Source organism: Halopseudomonas sp. T1L2 (assembly GCF_055397385.1).
Map to the genome: position 1 here is coordinate 3,559,180 of NZ_AP040865.1, position 24,611 is coordinate 3,583,790.

The 24,611-nt window shown below is 62.6% G+C and carries 22 protein-coding genes and 1 other RNA gene; 12 read left to right on the forward strand and 11 right to left on the reverse strand.

The window, feature by feature from the left end:
• The first annotated feature begins 87 nt into the window (after nucleotides 1-87).
• Nucleotides 88-1,602 carry a threonine ammonia-lyase, biosynthetic gene (ilvA, locus tag ACZ5WQ_RS16800; RefSeq protein ID WP_233048977.1) on the forward strand — a complete coding sequence of 505 codons (1,515 nt, stop codon included), beginning with the start codon at nucleotides 88-90 and terminating at the stop codon, nucleotides 1,600-1,602.
• Between the two features lie 3 nt (nucleotides 1,603-1,605).
• Here ilvA and ACZ5WQ_RS16805 read toward each other — a convergent pair whose 3' ends face one another.
• Entirely contained in the window at nucleotides 1,606-3,456 is a 1,851-nt protein-coding gene (locus ACZ5WQ_RS16805; protein ID WP_464382720.1) for a sensor domain-containing diguanylate cyclase, read from the reverse strand.
• Nucleotides 3,457-3,520: 64 nt separating this feature from the next.
• Nucleotides 3,521-3,970: an EVE domain-containing protein gene (locus ACZ5WQ_RS16810; protein WP_269688057.1), complete on the reverse strand. Its 450-nt coding sequence runs from the start codon at nucleotides 3,968-3,970 to the stop codon at nucleotides 3,521-3,523.
• A 150-nt stretch (nucleotides 3,971-4,120) separates the two neighbouring features.
• Between ACZ5WQ_RS16810 and ACZ5WQ_RS16815 the strand changes: the two genes are divergently transcribed.
• Nucleotides 4,121-4,246: a hypothetical protein gene (locus ACZ5WQ_RS16815; RefSeq protein ID WP_266101745.1), complete on the forward strand. Its 126-nt coding sequence runs from the start codon at nucleotides 4,121-4,123 to the stop codon at nucleotides 4,244-4,246.
• Here ACZ5WQ_RS16815 and ACZ5WQ_RS16820 read toward each other — a convergent pair whose 3' ends face one another.
• From ACZ5WQ_RS16820 to ACZ5WQ_RS16835, 4 genes are all read right to left on the reverse strand, one after another.
• On the reverse strand, nucleotides 4,247-4,837 hold the full coding sequence (locus ACZ5WQ_RS16820) for a 5-formyltetrahydrofolate cyclo-ligase (RefSeq protein WP_464382721.1): 591 nt from the start codon (nucleotides 4,835-4,837) through the stop codon (nucleotides 4,247-4,249).
• 7 nt (nucleotides 4,838-4,844) lie between these two features.
• Nucleotides 4,845-5,023, reverse strand: a non-coding RNA gene (gene ssrS, locus ACZ5WQ_RS16825) — 6S RNA.
• Between the two features lie 51 nt (nucleotides 5,024-5,074).
• On the reverse strand, nucleotides 5,075-5,377 hold the full coding sequence (locus tag ACZ5WQ_RS16830) for a cell division protein ZapA (RefSeq protein ID WP_088274505.1): 303 nt from the start codon (nucleotides 5,375-5,377) through the stop codon (nucleotides 5,075-5,077).
• The gene (locus tag ACZ5WQ_RS16835) at nucleotides 5,374-5,583 is read right to left on the reverse strand and encodes a TIGR02449 family protein (protein WP_088274507.1); all 210 of its coding nucleotides are present in this window, start codon (nucleotides 5,581-5,583) and stop codon (nucleotides 5,374-5,376) included. The genes ACZ5WQ_RS16830 and ACZ5WQ_RS16835 overlap by 4 nt, the downstream gene beginning before the upstream one ends.
• A gap of 242 nt (nucleotides 5,584-5,825) precedes the next feature.
• On the opposite strand from ACZ5WQ_RS16835, the gene ACZ5WQ_RS16840 reads away from it, so the two are divergent.
• From ACZ5WQ_RS16840 to gcvP, 9 genes are all read left to right on the forward strand, one after another.
• Nucleotides 5,826-6,398 (forward strand): UPF0149 family protein, encoded by a 573-nt coding sequence (locus tag ACZ5WQ_RS16840; protein WP_228245449.1) that lies wholly within the window; start codon nucleotides 5,826-5,828, stop codon nucleotides 6,396-6,398.
• A gap of 10 nt (nucleotides 6,399-6,408) precedes the next feature.
• The gene (pepP, locus tag ACZ5WQ_RS16845) at nucleotides 6,409-7,749 is read left to right on the forward strand and encodes a Xaa-Pro aminopeptidase (RefSeq protein WP_228245448.1); all 1,341 of its coding nucleotides are present in this window, start codon (nucleotides 6,409-6,411) and stop codon (nucleotides 7,747-7,749) included.
• A 29-nt stretch (nucleotides 7,750-7,778) separates the two neighbouring features.
• A complete protein-coding gene (gene ubiH, locus ACZ5WQ_RS16850; RefSeq protein WP_464383664.1) occupies nucleotides 7,779-8,936 on the forward strand; it encodes a 2-octaprenyl-6-methoxyphenyl hydroxylase in 1,158 nt (385 codons plus the stop codon).
• A 15-nt stretch (nucleotides 8,937-8,951) separates the two neighbouring features.
• Nucleotides 8,952-10,178 (forward strand): FAD-dependent monooxygenase, encoded by a 1,227-nt coding sequence (locus ACZ5WQ_RS16855; protein WP_464382722.1) that lies wholly within the window; start codon nucleotides 8,952-8,954, stop codon nucleotides 10,176-10,178.
• Between the two features lie 101 nt (nucleotides 10,179-10,279).
• Nucleotides 10,280-11,281, forward strand: a complete 1,002-nt coding sequence (locus tag ACZ5WQ_RS16860; RefSeq protein ID WP_228245445.1) for an extracellular solute-binding protein — start codon at nucleotides 10,280-10,282, stop codon at nucleotides 11,279-11,281.
• Nucleotides 11,282-11,455: 174 nt separating this feature from the next.
• The gene (locus tag ACZ5WQ_RS16865) at nucleotides 11,456-13,027 is read left to right on the forward strand and encodes an ABC transporter permease (RefSeq protein WP_410172312.1); all 1,572 of its coding nucleotides are present in this window, start codon (nucleotides 11,456-11,458) and stop codon (nucleotides 13,025-13,027) included.
• A gap of 74 nt (nucleotides 13,028-13,101) precedes the next feature.
• The gene (gene gcvT / locus ACZ5WQ_RS16870) at nucleotides 13,102-14,187 is read left to right on the forward strand and encodes a glycine cleavage system aminomethyltransferase GcvT (RefSeq protein ID WP_285677445.1); all 1,086 of its coding nucleotides are present in this window, start codon (nucleotides 13,102-13,104) and stop codon (nucleotides 14,185-14,187) included.
• A 30-nt stretch (nucleotides 14,188-14,217) separates the two neighbouring features.
• Complete coding sequence (gcvH, locus tag ACZ5WQ_RS16875) at nucleotides 14,218-14,598, forward strand: glycine cleavage system protein GcvH (RefSeq protein WP_228245442.1); 381 nt, start codon at nucleotides 14,218-14,220, stop codon at nucleotides 14,596-14,598.
• Nucleotides 14,599-14,676: 78 nt separating this feature from the next.
• A complete protein-coding gene (gene gcvP / locus ACZ5WQ_RS16880) occupies nucleotides 14,677-17,562 on the forward strand; it encodes an aminomethyl-transferring glycine dehydrogenase (protein ID WP_464382723.1) in 2,886 nt (961 codons plus the stop codon).
• Between the two features lie 11 nt (nucleotides 17,563-17,573).
• Here the strand turns inward: gcvP and creC are convergent, their stop codons facing one another.
• From creC to ACZ5WQ_RS16900, 4 genes are all read right to left on the reverse strand, one after another.
• The gene (creC, locus tag ACZ5WQ_RS16885; protein ID WP_464382724.1) at nucleotides 17,574-19,037 is read right to left on the reverse strand and encodes a two-component system sensor histidine kinase CreC; all 1,464 of its coding nucleotides are present in this window, start codon (nucleotides 19,035-19,037) and stop codon (nucleotides 17,574-17,576) included.
• Nucleotides 19,034-19,738, reverse strand: a complete 705-nt coding sequence (creB, locus tag ACZ5WQ_RS16890) for a two-component system response regulator CreB (RefSeq protein ID WP_464382725.1) — start codon at nucleotides 19,736-19,738, stop codon at nucleotides 19,034-19,036. The genes creC and creB overlap by 4 nt, the downstream gene beginning before the upstream one ends.
• Nucleotides 19,739-19,818: 80 nt before the next feature.
• Nucleotides 19,819-20,385 carry a class GN sortase gene (locus ACZ5WQ_RS16895; protein ID WP_233048987.1) on the reverse strand — a complete coding sequence of 189 codons (567 nt, stop codon included), beginning with the start codon at nucleotides 20,383-20,385 and terminating at the stop codon, nucleotides 19,819-19,821.
• Complete coding sequence (locus ACZ5WQ_RS16900) at nucleotides 20,378-22,354, reverse strand: marine proteobacterial sortase target protein (RefSeq protein WP_464382726.1); 1,977 nt, start codon at nucleotides 22,352-22,354, stop codon at nucleotides 20,378-20,380. Before ACZ5WQ_RS16900 ends, ACZ5WQ_RS16895 begins: the two co-directional genes overlap by 8 nt.
• 136 nt (nucleotides 22,355-22,490) lie before the next feature.
• Between ACZ5WQ_RS16900 and mgtE the strand changes: the two genes are divergently transcribed.
• Nucleotides 22,491-24,113, forward strand: coding sequence for a magnesium transporter (gene mgtE, locus ACZ5WQ_RS16905; protein ID WP_228245436.1), 1,623 nt, complete (start codon nucleotides 22,491-22,493; stop codon nucleotides 24,111-24,113).
• Between the two features lie 14 nt (nucleotides 24,114-24,127).
• Here the strand turns inward: mgtE and ACZ5WQ_RS16910 are convergent, their stop codons facing one another.
• Nucleotides 24,128-24,538: a PH domain-containing protein gene (locus ACZ5WQ_RS16910; protein ID WP_228245435.1), complete on the reverse strand. Its 411-nt coding sequence runs from the start codon at nucleotides 24,536-24,538 to the stop codon at nucleotides 24,128-24,130.
• Nucleotides 24,539-24,611 lie beyond the last annotated feature (73 nt).

The window sequence follows — 24,611 nt, forward strand, 5'->3', positions numbered from 1 at the left end:
GGTTGCAGGGGCGCGCGTGTAGTCGCGCGGGCTGTGATTCGCTAGACTGGCGCCTTTCCCATCCCCTGCGATCAGTTGACCTCACCCATGCTGGAAACCTACGTCAAGAAGATTCTCTGCTCCCCGGTTTACGATGTGGCGGTGGAAACCCCGGTGCACGCCGCACCCTTTCTGTCCGAGCGGCTGGGCAATACCGTGCTGCTCAAGCGTGAAGACCTGCAGCCGGTGTTCTCGTTCAAGATTCGCGGCGCCTACAACAAGTTGGCCCAGCTGACCGACGAGCAGCGCGCCTGTGGCGTGGTCGCGGCCTCAGCCGGCAACCATGCCCAGGGCCTGGCCTATGCTGCGCGTCATATGGGCGTGAAGGCGACCATCGTGATGCCGCGCACCACGCCCGAGATCAAGGTCAAGGCGGTGCGGGCCCGGGGCGGCAAGGTGGTTCTGCACGGCGATGCCTTTGATGAGGCGCTGGCCTATTCGCAGAAGCTGGTTAAGGAAAAGGGCTTCGTCTATATCCACCCTTACGACGACCCGGACACCATTGCCGGTCAGGGTACCGTGGCAATGGAAATTCTGCGTCAGGTGCAGGGTCCGCTGAATGCGATCTTCGTCCCGGTCGGTGGGGGCGGCCTGATCGCCGGTATCGCCGCCTACGTAAAGTATCTGCGCCCGGACATCAAGGTGATCGGCGTCGAACCGCAGGATTCAGCCTGTCTGCAGGCCGCCATGGCCGCCGATGAGCGGGTGGTGCTCGGCCAGGTTGGTCTGTTTGCCGACGGCGTGGCGGTGGCGCAGATCGGTGAGCACACCTTCGAGGTCTGTCGCCGGTATGTTGATGAAGTGATTACCGTCACCACCGACGAGATGTGTGCAGCGATCAAGGATATCTACGACGACACCCGCTCGATCTGCGAGCCGGCCGGCTGTCTGGGTGTTGCCGGCATCAAGAAATATGTGGAGCGCGAAGGGTGCAGCGGCCAGGTGCTGGTGGCCATCGACTCGGGCGCCAATATCAACTTCGATCGTCTGCGCCACGTTGCCGAGCGTGCGGAAATCGGCGAGAAGCGCGAGGCGCTGCTGGCGGTGACCATCCCGGAAAAGCCCGGCAGCTTCAAGCAGTTCTGCGAGGCCATCGGTAAACGGGCGATCACCGAGTTCAACTACCGCTATCACACTGGCAGCGAGGCGCACATCTTCGTCGGGGTGCAGACCCATCCGGAGCTCGATCCGCGCGACAAGCTGGTCAGCCAACTGGCTGCGGACGGCTTCCCGGTGCTGGATCTGACCGACAACGAGCTGGCCAAGTTGCATGTGCGTCACATGGTCGGCGGTCATGCCGAACACGTGACTGACGAGCAGGTGTTCCGTTTCGAGTTTCCGGAGCGCCCCGGTGCCTTGTTCAACTTCCTCAACAAGTTGGGCGGACGCTGGAATATCTCCATGTTCCATTACCGTAACCACGGCGCGGCCTATGGCCGTGTGGTTGCCGGACTGCAGGTGCCCGAGTCTGAGCGGCATCTGATCCCTGCGGCGCTGGAAGCCATTGGTTATCCGTACTGGGACGAGACCGACAATCCGGCCTATCGTCTCTATCTGGGCTGAGTGTTACAAGGTGGTTGTCTCATCACCCAGTTCGGTGCGGTTGCGGCCGTTGGTCTTGGCCTGATAGAGCGCCAGGTCCGCCTGGCGGATCAGGTCATCCGGTGTTTTGTCGGAGGCCGGAATCAGGCTGGCGGCGCCTATGCTGACTGTCAGCAGGCCGGATGCCACTGAGGTTTTCGGGTGGTGAATGGCGATTTTGGCCACGGCTTCGTGTACCCGTCCGGCTGCCTGCAGGCACTGGCTGGCGTCGGCACCGGGCAAGATGACCGCGAACTCCTCGCCGCCGTAACGGCAAATGCAGTCTCCCTCACGGGTCAGGGCTCTATTCAGGGCGGCTGCCAGCTGTCGCAAGGCGTCGTCGCCAGCCTGGTGACCCAGTTCGTCGTTGAATCGCTTGAAATAATCAACATCGAGCATCAGCAGTCCTAGTGGAGCCTGCTCGCGGCGCAGTCGTCGCCATTCTCTGAGTATGGTGTCGTCGAAGTGGCGGCGGTTGAACAACCCTGTCAGGCCGTCCTGGTGAGACAGGCGTTGCAGTTGCTCTGCAATCTGCAGTTGCTCGCTGTTGTTGCGGCCGACGCAGATCAGGTAGTCCCTGCCCATGCGGCGGATGTGGCGAACGCTGACCTCAAGCGGTACGCTGTGTCCGTCACGATGCATGACCCGCCTCTGGAAGATCGCATCACCCTCGCGCTTGAGCATCTTGCGCAGGTCTGCGAGCCACTGTGCTGCGTCGGGTATCACGTCTGTGGGGGAAACCTGCACCAGATTACGAAGCTCCTGTTCGGTGTAGCCGAGCCCCTGCCAGCAGGTGCGGTTCAGATAGACAATTTCCAGAGGCGCCAGGCTGATAATGAAAAGTGCATCGTGGCTGTTGTCGGTCATGTCATTGACCAGCCTCATGTGCGCCTGGCTTTGCTTCAGGGTCTCCTCGGTTTTCTGTCGCCGGGTGATCTCGGCTTGCAACCTGCGGTTGCTTTCGTTTACCAGGCGGTTGCGCTGCGTGCCGCGCACCGCCAGCCAGAGCGAGCAGCAGAGCAAGATGGCAATCAGTGTGCTGGTGCCGGTTACCAGTGCCGGCAGGGAGGTGGTGGTGCGTTCAAGCAATTGCTGGCTTGGGTAGATCAGCAGCCGGAAATCGTTGTTACCGCCCAGGCGAACCGGGCTGCCGACGTTCCAGTTCGCGCCGGGCAGGTTGGTTGCGCCGGTGCTGAACAGCATGTTTTCGTTCTCGAGTAGCCGCAGGTTCATCGGTTCGGTGTGCAGGTGCTGCACCAGGTCGTTCAGCAGCACCTCGACACGGAAGATGCCGATCAGAAAGCCGTCGAACTGCCCATCCTTCAGATAAAGCGGCACATAATAGGCCAGGCCGAGACCACCCTGAGCGAGAGTGAAGGCGTTGCTCAGCTGTGGCCGGCCGCTGCTGCCTGAGCTGAGCAGAACCGGGTAATTGGGATGGGGCGGCTGATACACCAGATTGGCGGCGGCTTCATTGCCTGCCAGTGGCTCGACCCATTGCATCCGGTAGTTACGATCCAGCCACTCGATGGCCTGAAAGCTCGGAAAGTCGTGCAGCAACTGCTCGACATCGCTATTCCACAGATCTCGGCGGCTGCTGTGCAGTGGCCATCGCTTGGCGAGCCGAAGCAGGGCCTCGGTTTGATTGCCGAAATGGGCCTCAATCTGGTGCGCCAGTGCGTCAGACTCAAGTTGAAGGCGTGCGCGGGCCTGCTCCTGTTCAGCAAGATAAAGTGCGCGCCAGACAACGAACAGCGCGATCGCCAGGGCGCAACAAAGAACGACGATCAGCGCAGGAAGCTTCTTTGCGTGGCGATCAATAGCGGGTGCTGGCATAGATATTCCCGGGGCGTATGCCTACTGATAGCACATTGCTTTGTTGTCGGCCAGAGGGCGTCAGTTATGCTGCCCCCAGCACAATCTGCCACTGCTGCTCCGTGACCGGCATCACCGACAGCCGGCTGCCTCGCTGTAATAATGCCAGCGCCTCCAGACCGTTCAGCGAGCGCAGCCTGGTGAGTGTCAACAGGGTTGGGAACTTTCTCTCGAATGCCACGTCCACTGCCGTCCATGGCAGATTTTCAGTGCTGGCTTTCGGGTCGTAGTAAGGGCTGTCGGGATCGATGGCGGTGCGGTCCGGGTAGGGTTCGCCAATGATGCGACCGATACCGGCAATGCCGGGTGGCTGGCAGCTGGAGTGGTAAAACAGAAACTGGTCACCCGGCTGCATGTTGCGCATGAAGTTGCGCGCCTGATAGTTGCGTACGCCATCCCAGGGAGCCTGCCCCAGGCGCTCCAGGTCGGAAATGGAAAAGGTATCGGGCTCGGATTTCATCAGCCAATAGGCCATGACACTCTCCTGGGTGAGTTGACGCAATTTTTGCATGAGTGTAAGACAGCGTGTGATACACGGATATGACTTGTCTCATCGGGGGATGGGAAAGGCGTATATCCGTCTCGCACTGATTATTAGATTGCCGTAGCAATTAGGAGGCAACTCGTGAGACGCAAACCGGATTTGCTGTGGGTACTGGTCATTGTGTTTGGTTTGGGGGTGGTCACTACGGGGTATACCCAGAGCTACCTGGATCGTAACGCAGAGCCTGTTGTTGAACAGGTGCCCTGATCAGTAGCGTCTGCAGTCCGTAATCACGCCATCAAGCGGGATATCCCATCCCGCGCACGGCAGGTGCTCGACCCGCTGACATTCGTGTGCCAGGCCGATCAGGCAGGGACGGCTGGTGTGCTTCCGACGTCCGCGGTAGGCGAAGGTGCGGTCATAGAATCCTCCGCCCATGCCGAGGCGGTTACCCTGCGGGTCAAATCCGACCAGTGGCACCAACACCAGATCCAGGCGCCAGGCCTTGACCTGTTGTTTGCGGCTGCGTAGTGGCTCGCGAATACCGAATCTATTGCGCTGCCAGCGTTGGCCCCTGGTCAGTTTCTGAAACACCATCGCCGTGGCTGGCCAGCGCTGCAGCACAGGCAGGTAACAGTGCTTGCGATGGCGGCGGGCAAGGAGCATGAGTGGGGTTGGGTCAATCTCGCCGTCATTCGCCAGGTAAAAGGCGATATGCCGGGCGCGCAGAAAGCGCTTGTCCTGGGCCAGGTTGGCCGCCAGTCGTAAGGCTGCCCTGCGCTGCTGGGCGGGGCTGAGTGCCCGGCGAGCCTGGCGCAGCTGCTTGCGAAGGGTGGTGCGTGACGCAGTGAGAGTCATATCAAAGAAGGTCCCCAGAGTGCCGCTGCCGGGTTAGCCCTTGAACCCGAAAGTTCAAGGCGGAGATTACGGCGATACCTCAGGCTTTCCGTCATGCGGACATGCACACTGGTATCAGCGCGTCCTCTCCTGGTACAGGAGTATCGGCTCAGGGACATCTCCGGCTGGCCAACACCCCAGGGATGGGCTCACTATACAGAAAAGCGGCAGGGACTTCGATGCCTTAATGGGCTGATGTCAGGCCTTGTGGCTTTCCAGTGCCTGATCCAGCCGTTTGACCAGCTCGCTGATCTGCGCCTGCTGTGCGCTGAGCGTGCTGTCCTGCTGGTGACTGCCGGTCAGCATTTCGTGGGTGATATTCAGTGCCGCCATGACGGCGATGCGCTCAACGCCAATCACCTTGCCGCTGTTGCGGATGTCGCGCATCGTGGTGTCGAGGTGGCGTGCGGCCTGCTCCAGATTGCTGCGCTCTTCCGGCGGGCAGGCAACGCGGTATTCCTTGTCCAGAATGTGCAGGGTGACTGTCAGGGGTTGGCTCATGAGTCGTGCTCCAGGGATTTGAGTCGCAAAATCATGGCTTCGACCTTCTGACGGGCCAAATCGTTCTTTTCGATTAGCTGAACACGCTCGTCGCGCCAGAGGCGCTCCTGTGCCTGCAAGTGCTGGTTCTGCAATTTCAGCTGGTCGCACAGGTCGATCAGTTGGCTGATGCGCTGAGTCAGTGCGTTGATATCGGATTGGTCCATTGCCGCCATTCTGTCGTCCCGGGGGTTGAGCCACTATAGAGGCGGCCCGCAGGGCGGTCAAACCCCTCGCCGCTGGCCTGTCGGGCGGGCCGATTGGCGGTCCCGGCGGTAGATTTAACCGGGTCCGGGCAGGCACAATAGAGGCCATTGGGTTTACCCGCTGCGCGGGTCGCTTTGTCGGGCGCAGGATACCGGTATTTGCGAGTTTGCGGCAGCCTCAGTCAGCAGTCTGGAGTATGTTTATGGCCTTGATGCCGGCAGTGTTTGATTTTGATCGTTATGCGCAGATCTGCAGCGACGTGGGCGCGGTGGGTCAGCCGGCCGAGCTGCATGGCCATCTGGTCGGTCGTCTGAGTGCGGGTGCGCGGCTGGACCATACCACCTGGCTGAGTGTGGCGCAGGAGTTGCTGGATGGTCGCGGGGCTCTGACCGAGGCCGGCAAGGTGGCGCTGATCCAGTTGTACGACGCCAGTCTGGCCGAGTTGTCGGGTAGCGGGTTCGATCTGACGCTGGTGTTGCCCGATGACAGCGCCGCCATCGATCACCGGACTGCCGCGCTGGGGCAGTGGTGCGAGGGTTTTCTGGCCGGTTTCGGCATGGTCGAGCGCAGCGCCCAGCTGAGCGAGGAGGCCGATGGCGTCCTGCGTGACTTCGCTGCCATCTCGCAGGTTCAGACCGACCTCGACGAGTCCGAGGCCAACGAAGTGGACTTTATGGAAGTGATGGAATACGTGCGCATGGCAACCCTGATGCTGTTCAGCGAGTGCCAGAGCGCCGACCCGAAACAGGATACGCCCCCCGCTGCTCTGCATTGAAGAGGTAAGCATGCGAATCACCAAGGCCGAATATGCGCGCCGCCGCAAGGCGCTGATGAGTCAGATGGAACCCAACAGCATCGCCATTTTGCCGGCGGCGCAGGTCTTTATCCGTAATCGTGATGTTGAACACAATTATCGCCAGGACAGTGATTTTCAGTACCTGACCGGTTTTCCCGAACCGGAGGCGGTGGCCGTGCTGGTGCCCGGGCGTGAGCACGGCGAGTACGTGTTGTTCTGCCGCGAACGCGACAAGGAACGCGAGTTGTGGGATGGCTATCGCGCCGGGCAGGAAGGCGCAGTTGTCGAATACGGTGCCAATGATGCGTTCCCGATCAATGATATCGACGACATCCTGCCTGGGCTGATTGAAGGGCGGGAGCGTGTCTACTACGCCATGGGCGCCAATGCCGACTTTGACCGTCGGCTGACCAACTGGATCAACCTGATTCGCAGCAAGGCGCGTCTCGGTGCCCAGCCGCCGAAGGAGTTTCTGGCGCTGGACCATCTGCTGCACGACATGCGACTGTACAAGAGTGCGGGTGAGCTGAAAGTCATGCAGGCCGCCGCCGATATTTCCTGTCAGGCCCATGTGCGTGCCATGCAGTTCTGCCGACCCGGCGTATACGAGTATCAGATCGAGGCCGAGCTGCAGCATTGCTTCATGCACCACGGCAGCCGCTCACCGGCGTACTCGTCGATCGTGGCGGCCGGCGTCAACGGCTGCATCCTGCATTACACCGAGAATACGGCACAGGTCCGCGATGGCGATCTGGTGCTGATCGACGCCGGCTGCGAGCTCGATTGCTACGCCAGCGATATCACCCGTACCTTCCCTGCCAATGGCAAGTTCAGCCCGGAGCAGCGGGCGATCTACGAGATCGTGCTGGCCGCGCAGGAAGCCGCCATGGCGGTAATTGGTCCCGGGCACAGCTGGAATGAGTCCCATGATGCCAGCGTGCGGACGATCACCGCAGGGCTGGTCGATCTGGGGCTGCTCAAGGGCGATGTCGACGAGCTGATTGCCAGCGAAGCCTACCGCCGTTTCTATATGCACCGTCTCGGTCATTGGCTGGGTATGGATGTACACGATGTGGGCGAATACCGGGTGGGCGGTGTCTGGCGCGAGCTGGAACCGGGCATGGTGATGACCGTGGAACCCGGCATCTATATTGCGCCGGATGACGAGACGGTGCCACGTAAGTGGCGCGGTATCGGCATTCGTATTGAAGATGATGTGGTTGTTACCAAGACCGGTTATCAGGTGCTGACTGGCAAGGTGCCGAAAGATCCGGATGAAATCGAGGCGCTGATGGCTGCCGCGCGTCAGCCCGAGGCCGAGCCGGCGTGAGCCAGCACATCAGTATCGTCGGTGGCGGGATGGTGGGTGCCAGCCTGGCCCTGGCCCTGCAGCAGCATGCAGCCCGTCGCGGCTGGCGAATCAATCTGATTGAGGCGCAACCGCCGGCCAGAGGACAGACTCAGCCAAGTTTTGACGCGCGTTCGACCGCGCTGTCGCACGGCAGTTACCTGCTGTTTGAGCAGCTCGGTATATGGGCCGAACTGGCCGGACAGGCAGAGCCCATCCGCCAGATTCATGTATCCGATCGCGGCCATCCCGGGGTTACCCGGTTGTTTGCCGAAAAAGAGCGGGTGCCCGCGCTTGGCTATGTGGTCGAAAATGCCGCGCTTGGGAAGGTGCTGCTGGCTGCACTGGACCCTGCGGTAGTGCGCTGGCAGGCGCCGGCCCGGGTGGTGCGCGCCGAGCCTGCCCGCAGTGGCTGGCTGATGCAGGTTGAGGAGCATGAGCAGTTGCACGAGCAGGCCGCTGATCTGCTGATAGTCGCTGACGGCGGCCGCTCGGGCCTGCTGGAGCAACTGGGCATTCATCGTCAGGTGCGCCCCTATGGGCAGACCGCGATTATCGCCAATATCACCAGCTCGCAGGGCCATGATGGCGTCGCCTACGAGCGCTTTACCCCCAACGGCCCGCTGGCGCTGTTGCCGATGTCCGCCGGGCGCAGTGCGCTGGTGTGGACGCAGCCTGACGCGCAGGTGGACGAGGTCATGACACTCTCCGATGCGGCGTTTCTTGAGGCGTTGCAGGATGCCTTTGGCTTTCGTATGGGTGCACTGACCCGCGTGGGGCAAAGGCATGCCTATCCGCTCAGCCTGATCGAGGCTGAAGAGCAGGTGCGAACCGGCCTGGTTGTGCTGGGTAATGCCGCACACAGCCTGCACCCTATCGCCGGTCAGGGCTTCAATCTCAGCCTGCGCGATGCCATGGCACTGGCTGATACCCTGATTGATGCCCCGGCGCACGGCGCGCCTGGTGATCTGCGCCTGCTTGAGGGGTACCTTGATCGCCAGCGCCGGGACCAGCAGCAGACCATTGCGTTCAGTGACGGATTGACCCGGCTGTTCAGTAACCGTCGTCCGGTGCTGGCGGCAGGGCGTAATCTGGGCCTGCTGGGGATGGATATCGTGGCACCGCTCAAGTCGGTGTTTGCCCGGCAGGCAATGGGCCTTAAGGGATAACTCTGGAGCGCACAGATGCAACAGCGTTTTGATCTGATTGTGGTGGGGGCCGGCATGGTCGGCTCGGCGCTGGCCTGTGCGCTGGCCGATAGTGGCCTGAAGCTGGCGCTGCTGGATGCGCAGTCCCTGCAGCCGGTGCCAGAGCCGCTCAGTGGCTCCGGGTACGATCCGCGGGTCAGTGCGCTGAGCGCAGCGTCCGAGCAGATTCTGCGCCGCCTCGGCGCCTGGCAGCAGATTCCCTCGTCGCGGCGCTGCGCCTATCGTCATATGTGCGTCTGGGATGCCGAAGGTACCGGTGAGGTGCGGTTTGACGCCCGTTCACTGAATGAGTTGCGCCTGGGGCATATTGTCGAGAACTGGCAGGTTCAGAATGCGCTGCTGGCGGTTCTGCAGGGGCTCCCGGTCGAGCTGCTCGGTGACAGTCGCGTGCAAGGACTGGTGCAGGAGGACGACGGCTGGCGACTCAATCTCGATGACGGCCGCCAGTTGCACGCGCCGCTGATTCTCGCCGCGGATGGTGCCCGTTCTCAGCTGCGTGACCTGGCCGGTTTTGCCATGCGCGAGTGGGATTACCTGCATCACGCGGTGGTCACCACGGTGGAGTTGTCCGAACCGCACCAGCAGACCGCCTGGCAACGATTTTTGCCGTCCGGCCCGCTGGCCTTTCTGCCATTGCCGTCGCGCGACGGCAAACACTACTGTTCGATTGTCTGGTCGCTGCTGCCCGAGGCTGCCGAGCAGGTCATGGCGCTGGATGACAAGGGTTTCTGCATTGCGCTTGCCGAAGCGCTGGAATGCCGTCTGGGGCCTGTTCTGGCGGCGGATCGGCGGGTCTGCATTCCGCTGCGCCAACGACATGCCAAACGCTACGTGATGCCGGGCCTGGCGTTGCTGGGCGACGCCGCCCACAGCATTCACCCGCTGGCGGGGCAGGGCGTCAATCTTGGTTTTCTCGATGCTGCCCAGCTGGCCGATGTGTTGCTGGCCGCCCGCGAGCGTGGCGAGAATATCGCGGATCTGACGGTGTTGGAGCGCTACGAGCGTGCGCGCATGGGCAACAATCTGGCCGTGATGGCGGCAATGGAAGGCTTTGAACGTCTGTTCCATGCCGACGCCTTGCCACTGCGCTGGCTGCGTAATACCGGTATGGCGCTGTTTGATCGCGCTCCGCTACTTAAAAGCGGCGTCATGCGTCAGGCCATGGGGCTGAGCGGAGAACTGCCCAGTCTTGCGCGCGGCTGATCGGTAACATCTCGCGACGGACTGGGGCAGTACGCCGCATTGCCAGTGCAATGGGGAATGATTATCATCTCCTCTCATTTTTTCAACGGAGAGGCGTTTTCATGTCTGTGATCCGCAAGCTGGCAGTCTTTGGCCTGGCCATCAGTACCCTGAGTGGTGTCGCTCAGGCCAAGGAACTGGTTGTTTATTCGGCACGTCAGGACCACCTGATCAAGCCTGTATTCGACCTCTACACCGAGAAGACCGGTACCACCTTTCAGTTCATCACCGACAGCGAGGCGCCGCTGCTGGCGCGTCTGAAGGCCGAAGGTGCCAATACGCCGGCTGATCTGCTGATCACCGTGGACGCCGGTAACCTCTGGCAGGCCGAACAGCAGGGTGTGCTGCGCCCGGTCGAGTCCGACATCATCAATGCCAACATTCCGGCCAAGTACCGTTCCGCCAACGGTTACTGGACCGGTCTGTCGCTGCGCGCCCGCACCATTGCCTATTCCACCGAGCGGGTTGATCCGGCCGAACTGAGCACCTATGAAGCGTTGGCGGATGAGGCCTGGGCCGGCCGTCTGTGTCTGCGTACTGCCAAGAAGGTGTACAACCAGTCCCTGACCGCCACCATGATGGAAACTATCGGTGTCGAGCGCACCACTGAAGTCCTGCAGGGCTGGGTCAGCAACCTGGCAACGCCGGTGTTCCCGGATGATACCGCGCTGCTGAACGCCATCGAGGCCGGGCAGTGCGATGTCGGTATCGTCAACAGCTACTACTTCGGTCGCCTGGAAGCAGCCAATCCCGACCTGCCGATCAAGCTGTTCTGGCCGAATCAGGATGACCGTGGCGTTCACGTCAACATCTCCGGCGCCGGTGTGACCCATTACGCCAAGCACCGTCGCGGCGCGATCGCCTTCCTTGAGTGGCTGACCACCGAAGAAGCCCAGCGCGTGTTTGCCGACGTCAACCAGGAATTTCCGGCCAACGAATCGGTTGCGCCGTCCGAAGAGGTTGCCTCCTGGGGCTCGTTCAAACGTGACGACGTCAATGTGGAAGTGGCCGGTCGCCGTCAGGCCGAGGCCATCATGTTGATGGATCGCGTTGGCTGGAACTGATCCGGCGCGATTTTGCCGATATACTGCACGCCCGGCCGGGGTCATATGCCCCGGCCGGGCGTTGTTGTTTTTGCTCCACTGGTTGAGCTCGCAGGAGTCTGAGTGCCGCTTCCGTCCGTTGTGTCCAAGCCCCACTGGCGCGCCGTAGCCTACACAGGTGCCGCGCTGGTACTGATGCCGTTGCTGGTACTGGCGCTGAGCTGGAGCAGTCTGGATACCAGTATCTGGCGCCACCTGCTGGAAACCCAGATGCTGCGCCTGCTCGGTAACACTCTGGTGCTGTCGGTTGGCGTGGTCGCGGGTGTGGTGCTGCTCGGCGTCAGCCTGGCGTGGCTGACCAGTCTGTGCGAGTTTCCGGGGCGACGATGGCTGGATTGGGCGTTGATGCTGCCGTTTGCGGTACCCGCCTACGTGCTCGCCTTTGTGATGATCGGCCTGCTGGACTTTGCCGGGCCGCTGCAAAGCCTGTTGCGCAGCTGGCTGGGCAACGATTTTCGGATGTTTTCGATTCGCTCCACCGGCGGTGTGATCTTTGTACTGGTGCTGGTGTTTTATCCCTACGTCTACATGCTGGCGCGCGGTGCCTTTCTGGCGCAGGGGCGCGGGCTGATGGAGGCGGCGCGCATTCTGGGTCACAGCCCATGGCATGCGTTCTGGCGGGTTGCACTGCCAATGGCGCGGCCGGCGATCGGCGCTGGTGCCGCGCTGGCAGTGATGGAGACGCTGGCGGATTTCGGCGCGGTCTCGGTATTCAATTACGACACCTTCACCACCGCTATTTACAAGACCTGGTACGGGTTTTACAGCCTGCAGACAGCCACCCAGCTAGCCAGTCTGCTGCTGCTGTTCGTTCTGCTGGCGCTCTATGCCGAGCGCCGGGCGCAGGGTAGTCGGCGTTTCCCCGGCGTTGACAAGCCGCGCCAGGGGGCACTGTTTCGTCTGCGGGGGGCGCGTGGCTGGCTGGCGACCGGTTACTGTCTGCTGGTACTGGCAATCGCGTTCGTGATCCCGCTGTTACAGCTGTTCTACTGGCTGTTGACCAGTGATCGCAATGACTTCGATGACCGCTACTGGTCGCTGATTCGCAATACCCTGAGCCTGGGTGCCATCGCTGCGTTCCTGACGGTGTCTGTTGCGCTGCTGATGGTGCTGGCTCGGCGTCTGCAACCTATGCGTCGGGTGCGCTCGGCGGTCGCGCTGGCCAATCTGGGGTATGCCCTGCCCGGATCTGTGCTGGCGGTCGGCATCATGTTTGCGTTCAGTTTTGCCGATAATCAGTTGCTGGTTCCGCTACAGGGCTGGTTCGGCGTTGAGGAGCCACGGCCCTGGTTGCTGGGCAGTCTGTTTGCGCTGCTGCTGGCCTACCTGATTCGCTTCATGGCGGTTGCCAGCGGTCCGATCGATACGTCGCTCGCGCGCATTCGGCCGGCCCTGCCCGAAGCCGCACATAGCCTGGGACATTCCGGCTTCAGCGTATTCTGGCGCGTCTATTTGCCGCTGCTGGTGCCCGGATTGCTCAGCGCCGGTCTGCTGGTGTTTGTCGATGTGCTCAAGGAAATGCCGGCAACCCTGCTGATGCGGCCTTTTGGCTGGGATACTCTGGCCGTGCGCATCCACAGCCTGACCGCAGAGGGCGACTGGCCCCGGGCGGCGCTGCCGGCGATTACACTGGTGGCGACCGGCTTGCTGCCGGTGATCATCTTGATACGTCGCTCCGCGCAGCCGGTCAGTCGCCGCACGCGCTGATCGACGGGCTGCACAGAGCGCAGGTTTGCGGCTACAATTCGCCCTTTGCAACCCCCTGATTGAAGGACGGCGCAATGGCCTTGCGGACCCCTCTGTACGACCAGCACCTTGCTGCTGGTGCCAAGATGGTCGATTTTGGCGGCTGGGAAATGCCGATCAACTACGGCTCCCAACTCGAAGAACACCATCAGGTACGCCGTGCTGTCGGCATGTTTGATGTGTCCCACATGACCGTCGTCGATGTGGCTGGCAGCGAGGCTCAGGCCTATCTGCAGTACCTGCTGGCCAACGACGTTGCCCGCCTGAAGACGCCCGGCAAGGCGCTTTACAGCGGTATGCTGAACGAGGCGGGCGGGGTGATTGACGATCTGATCGTCTATCTGGCAAGCGACGGTTACCGGGTCGTGGTTAACGCGGCAACCCGCGAGAAGGATCTGGCCTGGATGAACACTCAGGCCGAGTCTTTTGCCGTGAAGCTGACCGAGCGCGCCGACCTGGCAATGATCGCGGTACAGGGCCCGCAGGCCCTGGAGCTGGTCAAATCGGTGGTCAACGATGATCGCGCGGCGTTGATCAGTGACCTCAAGCCGTTCCAGGGCCTGGCCTCGGGTGACTGGTTTATCGGTCGTACCGGTTACACCGGTGAAGACGGTCTGGAAATCATGCTGCCCGCCGAGCAATCAGCCGAATTCTGGCAAACGCTGCTGGCCGCCGGCTGCAAACCCTGTGGTTTGGGTGCGCGTGACACCCTGCGCCTGGAAGCCGGCATGAACCTGTACGGCTCGGATATGGATGAAAGCATCTCGCCGCTGGCCGCCAACATGGCCTGGACTATCGCCTGGGAGCCGGCTGAGCGCGACTTTATCGGCCGTCAGGCGCTCGAAGCTCAGAAAGCCGCCGGCGATCAGCCCAAGCTGGTGGGTCTGGTGCTGGAAGAACGCGCGGTGCTGCGTGGCCACCAGAAGGTTATCGTCGACGGTGTCGGCGAGGGCGAAATCACCAGCGGTACCTTTTCCCCGACCCTGGGTTACTCCATCGCGCTGGCCCGTGTGCCACGTGCGACCGGCAGCAGCGCCAAGGTCGAGATTCGCGGCAAGCTGCTGGACGTGCGCGTGGTCAAGCCCTGCTTCGTTCGCAACGGCCAGTCGGTCATCGAATAAGTATCAAGTTCAACCCCCGAGGATATTCCCATGAGCAACATTCCCGCCGATCTGCGTTACGCCGCCAGCCACGAGTGGACCCGTCTGGAAGCCGATGGCACCGTGACCGTTGGTATCACCGACCATGCGCAGGACCTGCTGGGCGACGTGGTTTTTGTCGAGTGCCCCGAGGTAGGTCGCGAAGTCGCTGCCGGTGAAGAGTGCGCGGTGGTCGAGTCGGTCAAGGCCGCTTCCGACATCTACGCACCGATCAGTGGCGAAATCATCGCCGTCAATGACGCCCTGGCCGACTCCCCCGAGCTGGTCAACAGTGCACCGTACGGTGAGGCCTGGTTCTTCAAGATCAAGCCGAGTGACGCTGCCGAACTGGACAAGCTGATGGACGCCGCAGCCTACGGCGCCTCCATCTGACCGGTTTTTTTGCTGTAGTGCTGAAGCCCTGATTCGCGTCGGGGCTTTTTGCTTTCACACTTTGCACAGGTACACCCCATGAGCCACACCCCGAGCCTCGTCGAGCTGGAACAGACCGACGCCTTCATTCGTCGTCACATCGGCCCGGACGCCGCAGAGCAGCAAGCCATGCTGTCGACCCTGGGCGCCTCCTCGCTGGAAGCGCTGGTTGCCGAGACCGTGCCGCAGAGCATTCTGCGCACTGATCTGCTGGCGCTGGACGGCCCGCGCAGCGAGGCCGAGGTGCTGGACTATCTGAAGCAGGTTGCCAGCCACAACCAGATCTTCACCTCCTGCATCGGCATGGGTTACCACGGCACGTTGACGCCGACCGTGATCCTGCGCAACGTGCTGGAAAACCCGGGCTGGTACACCGCCTACACCCCGTATCAGCCGGAGATTGCCCAGGGTCGCCTGGAGTCGCTGCTGAACTTCCAGCAATTGACCATCGACCTGACCGGCATGGAGCTGGCCAGCGCTTCGCTGCTGGACGAAGCCACCGCTGCGGCCGAAGCGATGGCGCTGGCCAAGCGGGTTGCCAAGAGTAAGAGCAACCTGTTCTTTGTTGATCAGGATTGCCATCCGCAGACCATCTCCGTGGTGCTGACCCGCGCCGAGGCCTTCGGCTTCGACGTGGTGGTCGATGACGTCAGCACGCTGGGCGACTACGAGGTGTTTGGGGCGCTGTTCCAGTACCCGACAACCTGGGGTGAGATCCGCGACCTCAAGCCGCTGATCGAACAGGTTCAGGCGCAGAAAGGTCTGGCCTGCGTGGGCGCCGACCTGCTCGGCCTGACCCTGCTGACCCCGCCGGGTGAGCTGGGCGCCGACGTGGTCTTCGGCTCGGCGCAGCGCTTTGGCGTGCCGATGGGCTACGGCGGACCGCACGCGGCGTTCTTTGCCACCCGCGACGCGTACAAGCGTGCGATGCCGGGTCGCATCATCGGTGTGTCTGTCGATACCCGTGGCAACCGCGCCCTGCGTATGGCGCTGCAGACCCGTGAGCAGCACATTCGTCGCGAGAAGGCCAACTCGAACATCTGTACCGCACAGGTGCTGCTGGCCAATATCGCCAGCTTCTACGCGGTCTACCACGGCCCGCAGGGTCTCAAGCAGATCGCCGAGCGGGTGCAGCGCTTTACCGCGATTCTGGCTGAAGGCCTGAGTGCGCAGGGCATCGAGCGTCGCAACGCGACCTTCTTCGACACCCTGACCCTGAAGGTGCCGGGCAAGGCCCGCGAGATTCTGGAACGCGCCCGCGCCGCCCGTATCAACCTGCGCGTGATCGATGCCGATCACCTGGGCGTCAGCCTGGATGAAACCACCACCCGCGCTACCATCGACCAACTGCTGGCTGCCTTCGCCGGTGCCGCGCACGGTCAGGATATTGCCACGCTGGACGCCAAGGTCAGCGCCACCGAGATGGGCATTCCGGCGGCTCTGCGTCGCACGTCCGCCTATCTGACTCACCCGGTGTTCAACAGCTACCACTCGGAAACCGAGATGCTGCGCTACATCAAGTCGCTGGAGAACAAGGATCTGGCGCTGAACCACGCGATGATCCCGCTCGGCTCGTGCACCATGAAGCTGAACGCCACCACCGAGATGATCCCGATCACCTGGCCGGAATTCGGTCAGTTGCACCCGTTTGCCCCGCTGGCGCAGGCCGAGGGCTACAAGCAGATGATCGACGAGCTGGAAGCGATGCTGCGCACCATCACCGGCTTTGACGCCATCTGCATGCAGCCGAACTCCGGCGCGCAGGGCGAGTACGCCGGTTTGCTGGCGATCCGCAAGTTCCATGAAAGCAACGACGAGGGTCACCGCAACGTCTGTCTGATCCCGACTTCGGCGCACGGCACCAACCCGGCTTCGGCGATGATGGCAAGCATGCGCGTGGTGCTGGTCAACTGTGACGATCAGGGCAACGTGGATGTGGCTGACCTGCGTCAGAAGGCTGCAGACAACGCCGACAACCTGTCCTGCCTGATGATCACCTACCCGTCGACCCACGGTGTCTACGAGGAAGGTATCCGCGAGATCTGCGAGATCATCCACCAGCACGGTGGTCAGGTGTACATGGATGGCGCCAACCTGAACGCACAGGTGGGCCTGACCCGTCCGGCCGACATCGGCGCCGACGTATCGCACATGAACCTGCACAAGACCTTCTGCATTCCGCATGGCGGCGGCGGCCCGGGCATGGGCCCGATCGGCGTCAAGGCGCATCTGGCGCCGTTCGTTGCCAACCACCCGGTGGTACCGCTGGATGGCCCGAACCCGGAAAACGGCGCAGTCAGCGCGGCGCCGTGGGGCAGCGCGAGCATTCTGCCGATCAGCTGGACCTACATCGCCCTGATGGGTGCCATCGGTCTGCGTCAGGCCACCTCGGTCGCGATCCTCAACGCCAACTATCTGGCCAAGCGTCTGGGTGATGCCTATCCGGTGCTGTACAGCGGTCGCAACGGCCGGGTGGCGCACGAATGCATCATCGACATCCGTCCGCTCAAGGCAGCCTCGGGTATCAGCGAAGAAGATGTGGCCAAGCGCCTGATGGACTTTGGTTTCCATGCGCCGACCATGTCGTTCCCGGTAGCCGGCACCTTGATGATCGAGCCGACCGAGAGTGAGTCCAAGGCCGAGCTGGATCGCTTTATCGACGCGATGCTGACCATTCGCGCCGAGATCCACAAGGTCGAGCAGGGCGAGTGGACGGCAGAGGACAACCCGCTGCACAACGCGCCGCACACCCTGGCTGATATCACCGGCGACTGGCAGCGTGCCTACAGCCGTGAAGAAGCGGTATTCCCGCAGCCCTGGGTCGCGGCCAACAAGTTCTGGCCGAGCGTGAACCGGATCGACAACGTGTACGGTGACCGCAACCTGTTCTGCGCCTGCCCGCCGATCGAGGCCTACGAAGGCTAAGATCGACTCAGTCAGGAGAGAGAGGCGGCGTCCTCTCTCTCCTGGTGGTTTCTGTTCAGCATCATCTCCACTTCCACGCCGCCTTCCGCGCGGTTATACAGGCTCACCCGGCCGCGGTGCAGTCTGGCGATTTCCCTGACAAAACTTAGCCCCAGCCCGGTGCTCTTGCGCTGGCCGTCTGGCCGCGGCAGGGAATAGAAGCGTTCAAACACCCGTCCCAATGCATAGTCCGGCACCGCCGGCCCGTCGTTGCGCACGCGCAGACTCAGGGTCGAGCCGCTGCCGGTGATCTGCAGCGCAACGGCACCATCGGGCAGGCTGAACTCGATGGCGTTGTCGAGCAGATTGCTGATCGCCTGCTCCAGCAGGAAGCGATCCCCCGCCAGTGAGCAGTCAGCGTCACATTCCAGTGTGAGCGTCAGGCCCTTGCGTTCGGCCAGCGGGCGCTTGGCCTCCAGCTCGATGGCGGCAATCTCTGCTAGATCAACTCGCTCGGTTTGCTCCAGTTGCTGGCGCTTTTCGACCCCCGCCAGTGACAACAGACGATCCACCAGCCGCTGCAGACGCAGCGACTCGCCGTCGATATTGGCCAGAAAACGCGCGCGCATGGGCTCGGGGACGTCGGCTTCCTGCAGCAGTTCGGCCGCGCCGCGGATCGCCGACAGCGGCGACTTCATCTCGTGGGTCAGGGTATGCACGTACTGCTCGACGTAGGCCTTGCCGTCAATCTCGCGGCGCATCGCCTCGGTGGCAGCGGCCAGCCGTGCCAGCTCCTTGTCCGCCAGCTGCGGCGGGCTGACCCGCTCGCCGTGGCGTACCTGCTCGACGTAATCCACCAGTCGCCTGACCGAGCGATTCAGCCAGAACGCCATGCCGGCACCGAGCAGCAGAGCGCCGAACAGAATCACCCCGCCGCGCTGCCAGAAGTAGCCGTGGGCGAGGGTGATGAACGGGTGCAGGCTGGCGTTGGGCTTGCCGAGCGTCAGAACGCCGACCAACTGATCGCCCTGATAGACCGGCGCGGCGATGTACATCAGGCTGCTGGTGTCGTCTTCGGGGTCTATGCGGGTGGTGCGCGCACCGTACTTGCCGCGCAGGGTCAGCGATACATCCCGCCAGCGCGAGTAGTCGGCGCCGATCTGGCTTGGGTCGGTGTGATAGAGCACGGTGCCATTGAGGTCGGTCAGGTAGATCACCAGTTCGGTACCGGTCTTGTGGCGTGACCAGATTTGCGCGTCCAACTGGCGGGCCAGGTAACGGTTGATGGCAGTGGCGAAGGCACTGTCTGGCGCAAAGCCCTGTTGCCAGTGCTGCTTGGCGATCTCGGCGAGCAGGTTGGCACTCTCGACCATCACCTCCTCGCTGGCCTGGCGCACCGACGAGGGCACCTGATTGAGGATGCTGTTGAGAAACAGCACGGTGGCAAGGCCGGCGATAACAAACCAGCCAAGCAGCAGCCGGGTACTCAGGCTCATGCGCCGGTGCTCGGTAGCTGCGGGTTGATGCTGTAGCCCAGCCCGCGATGAGTCACGATCGGGTCGTGGCTGGGCAGGATGCGTTTGAGTTTGGTGCGAATGCCCTTGATATGGGTGTCGATGACCCGGTCGAGACTGGCGCCGGGGTCGGCCCAGACCGCCTCCATCAGCTGATCACGGCTAAGTACGTGCTCGGGGCGGCGCAGCAGGGTGCTGAGAATCAGGTATTCGTAGCGGGTCAGGTCCAGCCAGTGCTGGTGGTAGCGAATGCGCCGGCGCTCTGCGTCGTGCAGAAACAGATCGGCAGGCTCAAGCGATTCGCTGCTTGGCGGCTCGGCCCGGGTGCGGCGCAGGATGGCACGCACCCGGGCGGAGATTTCCCGCGGGCTGAAGGGTTTGACCACGTAGTCGTCGGCGCCGATTTCCAGCCCGACGATGCGGTCGACCTCTTCCTTGCGCGCGGTCAGAAACATGATCGGCAGGGCGGAAAACTGGCGAATGCGGCGACAGACTTCAAAGCCGCTTTCGTCGGGCAGACCGACATCCAGCACCAGCAGGTCGACCGGGTTCTCGCGCAGCCACTGCATGCCATCACCAGCCAGAGCGCACCAGTGCACGTCGAAGCCCTCGGTGCCCAGTGCGTAGACCAGCGCATCGGCGATGGCGGGCTCGTCCTCGATAATCAGAATCCTATCCGGCATGGTCTGCTCTGTCCGTGAATCGTCCGCCGATTGTGGCGGTTTCGCCGGGGGCAGTGCAATCATGCAGGGGCCTGCGGCAATCACGAGGCAGGCTCCTCCAGCCAGGCGGTGACGACATAGCGCAGGGGACCGCCGCTGGTCAGCGCGCGGAACGGATAGCAGGTGACCAGCCGCAGTTCGGCGCGGTCGTACTGCAGCACCATCGGCTCCTTGCGACTGTCGACGATACGCTGGGTCGCCACGCGATAGCGGTACTCGCGGCCGCTGGCGTCCTGCAGGGTGAGAACCTGGCCGGTCTGCAGGTGTTCGACAAAGGCGAAGTGGCTGTCCTGGTGGCCGGCCAGCAGCAGGGTGCCGGTCTGCCCGGGCGCCACACCGTTATCGAGTTGCCCCGGGCCGAAGGCCAGGGCCTGGCCGCTGACACTGTCCAGCACGTAGCGGGCTTCGCCGTCGGGCGTGGTCAGTTTGGCAACCGGCCAGGTATCGGCCCAGGGCCAGGGCTTGCTCGGGGTCCCAGCCTGCAGTTGCTCGGCCCAGGCGTCGGCAATCAACCATTGGGCAAGCCACGCCTTGGCCTGCAGCCAGCTGCCCTGGGCTGCGACGGCCGCGGCACCCAGTAGCAGGGCAGCGGCAATCAGCTTACGCATGGCGCGGTTTCCAGTTCAGGATCAGCAGGCCAGCCAGCAACAGCGCGATTGCCAGCGCCCAGAGGCCATTGAGGCCGAGCGAGGTCTGCGGGTACAGGCGGTGGTCGACCGGGTTCAGGTTGGGCACCAGTTGGCTGTCGAGCGGCTCGTCAGCGGCGCGTACCGGTTGCTCCTCGACGGCGACGAAGCTGGTGAAGCGGCTCATCAACTGGTGCTCCAGCGCCACCGGCAGGACCAGATCGCGCACTTCGTCCTCGCCAGCGCCCTCGTTCAGGCGATCCATGGCGGCTTCGATCTTGCGGCGTGCCCAGATCCGGGCGATGCCGTTGCCCTGCTGTGGTTCGGGAATTTGCAGGTGCTGCTCCCATAGCGCCGGTTGGCGGCCGTGCAGGGCTACTTTCTCTGGCAGTTGGTTCAGTTTCATGGCGATCAGCAACGGCTGGTCCGAGTACAGGTCGGGCAGCTTTTGCGGCCAGATTTCGGCATCGATGCCTTCCGGCAGTTCCAGCTGCAGGTGGGTCAGTACCGGTGACTCCAGTTTCTCGAACAGCCGCTCCATGGATTGTTCAATGCCGCTGCGATCATCAATCGAGGTGAACTGGCCGCGGCCGACTTCGGCTGCCTTGCGCAGCAGGAAACTGTTCGGGGAGGCGCCAATGCCGACGGTGAAGATCCGCGCCTGACGCAGGCGCTGCTGGATCATCTGCAGGACCTCGCGCTCGTTGCTGACCGAACCGTCGGTGATGAAGATCAGCTGGCGCAAGTAGCCTGCCTCATTGGGCTGGGTCAGTGCAGCACGCAGCACCGGCAACATCTCGGTGCCGCCACCGGCCGGCAGCCCGGCGACCCAACTGCGGGCCTCACTCAGGTTCTCTTCGCTGGCCGGCACCGGTTCGCGATAGAGCATGCTGTACTCGCTGTTGAATTCGAGCACATTGAAACGGTCTTCGGGCTGCAGGCGGCTCAGTGCGTGAATCAGACTGCTGCGCGCCTGGCGAATGCGCTCACCCTGCATCGAGCCGGAGGTGTCGAGAATCAGAAAGACTTCGCGCGGCTGGCGCTGGCGACTGACCGGTTCGGCTGCAGGCGACAGCATCATCAGCGCGTAGTGATCTTCGCCCACCTGCTCAGTGAACACGGCGACCTGATTGCCGGCCTCGCTCGGCAGTTGCCAGTTGAGGACGAAGTCGCGATCCATAACCACCGGATTTTCCAGCAGTTGAACGCGGTAGCGGCGGCCGTCAAAGTGGCTGCTGATGGCGTGGCTGGGGCTGCTCACCTCGTGCAGGGCAAAGCCGCTGTCCAGCGTGATCTGGATGTCGGCCTGATGGGATGGGCCGTCGCGCCAGAGGCTGGCGACAATCGGGCCTTCCGGGCTGGCAGAGCTGGCGTTCGGTTTGCGTTGCTGCCCGTCGACCGGCTGCGGGCGGGTGTTGTAGCGCGGCGTCATGGTCAGCGGCAGGCGCAGGCTGTAGCGTCCTGCATCCGGCTGCAGCAGTTCGGTGTAGCTGAGGATGACGCTGATGGTTTCACCTGCGCCGATATTGGCGACCGAGGTGCTGAACAGGTTGGGACGCTGCTGTTCGACCAGGCCGGTCTGCTGGCCGTTGTCACGGGCTTGCTGATAGGTCTTGCGGGCCTGCTCGCGCTCCTGAATCTGGCCGTTGATCCGGCGCTCACCGATTTCCAGGGTCATGGCGTGAATGGCGGCGCTCTCGCTGGTCGGCAGCACGTAGCGACCCTCGGCAAAGGCGCCACCGGGGTTGCTGAAGGATTGGCGAATCTGTACTTCGGCGACCGGGCCGCTGATCTGCACCTGCATGTCGGTATTGAGCAGCAGCGCCGGTTGCCAGCTGCCGTCGTCCGAGCGAAGCAGGAACATGCCTGTCTCGGGGTTTTCTGTTGATGCCTGAGTGGCGTTGCTGAACAGGCTGATACACAGCAGCAGCCAGGTGATTGCGGTTTTCATGTCGGGCCTCCCTGATGGACGATGCCGGCAGTGTGGCGACCCTGTTTGTGCTGATTATGTGGTTTGTGTGTGGTTTGGGGCGTCTCTGAACGGTACATTAATGATCACGTTAAACGCTGCTGGAGCATGCCTGCCTATGACCGACACCGACAGCCAGACCACCCGCACCGAGCTGGACGCCATTATCGAGGCGTTGCATCGGGACAAGCGCAAGCGGGTGCGCAAGCTGTTGCGTGGCATGCATCCCGGTAAGGTCGCCAGTCTGCTGGAGGCGCTTGATGGCGCCGAGCGCCTGGCCCTTTGGCAGCATATTGATGATGACCGCGAAGAGCAGGTGCTGAAGCATCTGACGCCACTGCTCGGCGCCCAGCTGCGCCGTGAGCCCGATACCTCCGACCTGACCGACGAAGATGAGGAAGGCGAGGGTGCTGCTACCCAGATCGCTCGGGTCCGTGACGCGCTGGAGGCCGGCAAGTTCAAACGGGTCGGCAAGGCGTTCCGGCAGATGCACCCGGCCAAGGCTGCCGGCCTGCTCGAAGCCTTGCCGCCGGCCGAGCGCAGCACCGTGTGGGAGATGCTCGATGCCGAGCGTGCTGGCAAGATCCTGGTCCACCTGCATGATGAGGTCCGCGCCCGGCTGGCGCTGGAAATGGACGAGGACGAGCTGGTCGCCGCCGCCCGCAAGCTCGACCTGGATGATCTGGTTGACCTGATTCAGGCGCTGCCCAGTGACAGCGGCCGGCAGCTGTTGCAGGCGATGGATGTGCGCAAGCGCCAGCAGTTGCTGTCGATGCTCTCCTACCCCGAGGACTCGGCCGGTGGCCTGATGAACACCGACCATATTTCGGTGCGCGCCGATGTTCGGGTGGGGTCGGTATTGCGTTATCTGCGTCTGCTTGAAGATCTGCCGGACCACACCGACAAGGTGATGGTGGTAGACCGCAAAAATCGTTATCAGGGCGTTCTGCGTCTGAGCCGACTGGTCACCAGCGCCCCCGAACTGGCTGTCAGCGAGGTGATGGACAGCGACTTTCAACCGCTGGATGTGATGTTGCCAAGCCACGATGTGGCTCGCCGGTTTGAGGACCTGGATATTCTCTCCGCTGCGGTGGTCGATGAAGACGGCCTGTTGCTCGGGCGCATCACTGTGGACGACGTAATGGACCTGATCCGCGAAGACTCCGAGCGCACCATGATGAACATGGCGGGTCTGGACGACGAGGCCGACATGTTTGCGCCGGTCCTGACCAGCAGCCGGCGACGGGCGGTGTGGCTGGGGATCAATCTGGTTACTGCGTTTCTGGCGGCCTGGGTTATCGGCCTGTTCCAGGGCACGCTGGAGCAGCTGGTGGCGTTGGCGGTATTGATGCCGATTGTCGCCAGTATGGGTGGCATTGCCGGCAGTCAGACGCTGACGCTGGTGGTGCGCGGCATGGCGCTGGGTCAGGTTGAGGGTGGTAACGCGCGGCTGCTGCTGGGCAAGGAGATCGGCATTGCCTGCCTCAATGGGGTGCTCTGGGCGCTGGTGGTCGCCGCCTTGGCCGTGGCCTGGTTTGGCAGCTGGCAACTTGGAGCAGTGATTGCCGCCGCCATTTTGCTCAACCTGCTGTGCGCGGCGGTATCAGGACTGCTTATCCCGCTGCTGTTGCGCCGTGTTGGTGTCGACCCGGCGCTGGCCGGCAGTGTCATCCTGACCACGGTGACCGACGTGGTGGGCTTTCTGGCCTTCCTTGGCCTGGCAACGCTGTTTCTGCTCTGAGTCTGAGGTGGCGATCAGTCGATCGGGTTGCTGACGCTCTCGATCTCGCGTTTGACGTACATCGGATCGTCAATGTTGCGAAACTTCACGTCGCTGATGCCGCGGCCGGTCAGCTTGACCGTGCCGTAGCCGAACATCCGTCCCCAGATGCTTTGCTCGATCTCGACGGTCTCGATCGAGCTGAGCTTCATCTCTTCGGTATGCCGGCTGATGATGCCGGTCTTGAGGATCACCCGCTTGTTGGTCACGCCCTGCTCGATGGAGCGCAAGCGAAAGTATTCATACAGCGCAAGCAGCCAGGTCAGGCCGAAGGTCACCAGACCGAGTACCAGCCAGCAGTACATCGGTACCTTGGCGAACCAGTGCAGTTGAAAAACCTTGTGAATGACCTCGCCGCTGGACAGCGACTCTTCGATGTATGACATCTGTGCATTTCCTTCAAATGTGTGCTGCCGGGCACTCTAGCGAATTAGCCGCTGCTGGGACAGTGCTGCGGGT

Bases quoted from the DNA above. Each gene is read 5' to 3' on its own strand.
- ilvA (WP_233048977.1), top strand. From the start codon at position 88: ATGCTGGAAACCTACGTCAAGAAGATTCTCTGCTCCCCGGTTTACGAT.
- ACZ5WQ_RS16805 (WP_464382720.1), bottom strand. From the start codon at position 3,456: ATGCCAGCACCCGCTATTGATCGCCACGCAAAGAAGCTTCCTGCGCTG.
- ACZ5WQ_RS16810 (WP_269688057.1), bottom strand. From the start codon at position 3,970: ATGGCCTATTGGCTGATGAAATCCGAGCCCGATACCTTTTCCATTTCC.
- ACZ5WQ_RS16820 (WP_464382721.1), bottom strand. From the start codon at position 4,837: ATGACTCTCACTGCGTCACGCACCACCCTTCGCAAGCAGCTGCGCCAG.
- ACZ5WQ_RS16830 (WP_088274505.1), bottom strand. From the start codon at position 5,377: ATGAGCCAACCCCTGACAGTCACCCTGCACATTCTGGACAAGGAATAC.
- ACZ5WQ_RS16835 (WP_088274507.1), bottom strand. From the start codon at position 5,583: ATGGACCAATCCGATATCAACGCACTGACTCAGCGCATCAGCCAACTG.
- ACZ5WQ_RS16840 (WP_228245449.1), top strand. From the start codon at position 5,826: ATGGCCTTGATGCCGGCAGTGTTTGATTTTGATCGTTATGCGCAGATC.
- pepP (WP_228245448.1), top strand. From the start codon at position 6,409: ATGCGAATCACCAAGGCCGAATATGCGCGCCGCCGCAAGGCGCTGATG.
- ubiH (WP_464383664.1), top strand. From the start codon at position 7,779: ATGGTGGGTGCCAGCCTGGCCCTGGCCCTGCAGCAGCATGCAGCCCGT.
- ACZ5WQ_RS16855 (WP_464382722.1), top strand. From the start codon at position 8,952: ATGCAACAGCGTTTTGATCTGATTGTGGTGGGGGCCGGCATGGTCGGC.
- ACZ5WQ_RS16860 (WP_228245445.1), top strand. From the start codon at position 10,280: ATGTCTGTGATCCGCAAGCTGGCAGTCTTTGGCCTGGCCATCAGTACC.
- ACZ5WQ_RS16865 (WP_410172312.1), top strand. From the start codon at position 11,456: ATGCCGTTGCTGGTACTGGCGCTGAGCTGGAGCAGTCTGGATACCAGT.
- gcvT (WP_285677445.1), top strand. From the start codon at position 13,102: ATGGCCTTGCGGACCCCTCTGTACGACCAGCACCTTGCTGCTGGTGCC.
- gcvH (WP_228245442.1), top strand. From the start codon at position 14,218: ATGAGCAACATTCCCGCCGATCTGCGTTACGCCGCCAGCCACGAGTGG.
- gcvP (WP_464382723.1), top strand. From the start codon at position 14,677: ATGAGCCACACCCCGAGCCTCGTCGAGCTGGAACAGACCGACGCCTTC.
- creC (WP_464382724.1), bottom strand. From the start codon at position 19,037: ATGAGCCTGAGTACCCGGCTGCTGCTTGGCTGGTTTGTTATCGCCGGC.
- creB (WP_464382725.1), bottom strand. From the start codon at position 19,738: ATGCCGGATAGGATTCTGATTATCGAGGACGAGCCCGCCATCGCCGAT.
- ACZ5WQ_RS16895 (WP_233048987.1), bottom strand. From the start codon at position 20,385: ATGCGTAAGCTGATTGCCGCTGCCCTGCTACTGGGTGCCGCGGCCGTC.
- ACZ5WQ_RS16900 (WP_464382726.1), bottom strand. From the start codon at position 22,354: ATGAAAACCGCAATCACCTGGCTGCTGCTGTGTATCAGCCTGTTCAGC.
- mgtE (WP_228245436.1), top strand. From the start codon at position 22,491: ATGACCGACACCGACAGCCAGACCACCCGCACCGAGCTGGACGCCATT.
- ACZ5WQ_RS16910 (WP_228245435.1), bottom strand. From the start codon at position 24,538: ATGTCATACATCGAAGAGTCGCTGTCCAGCGGCGAGGTCATTCACAAG.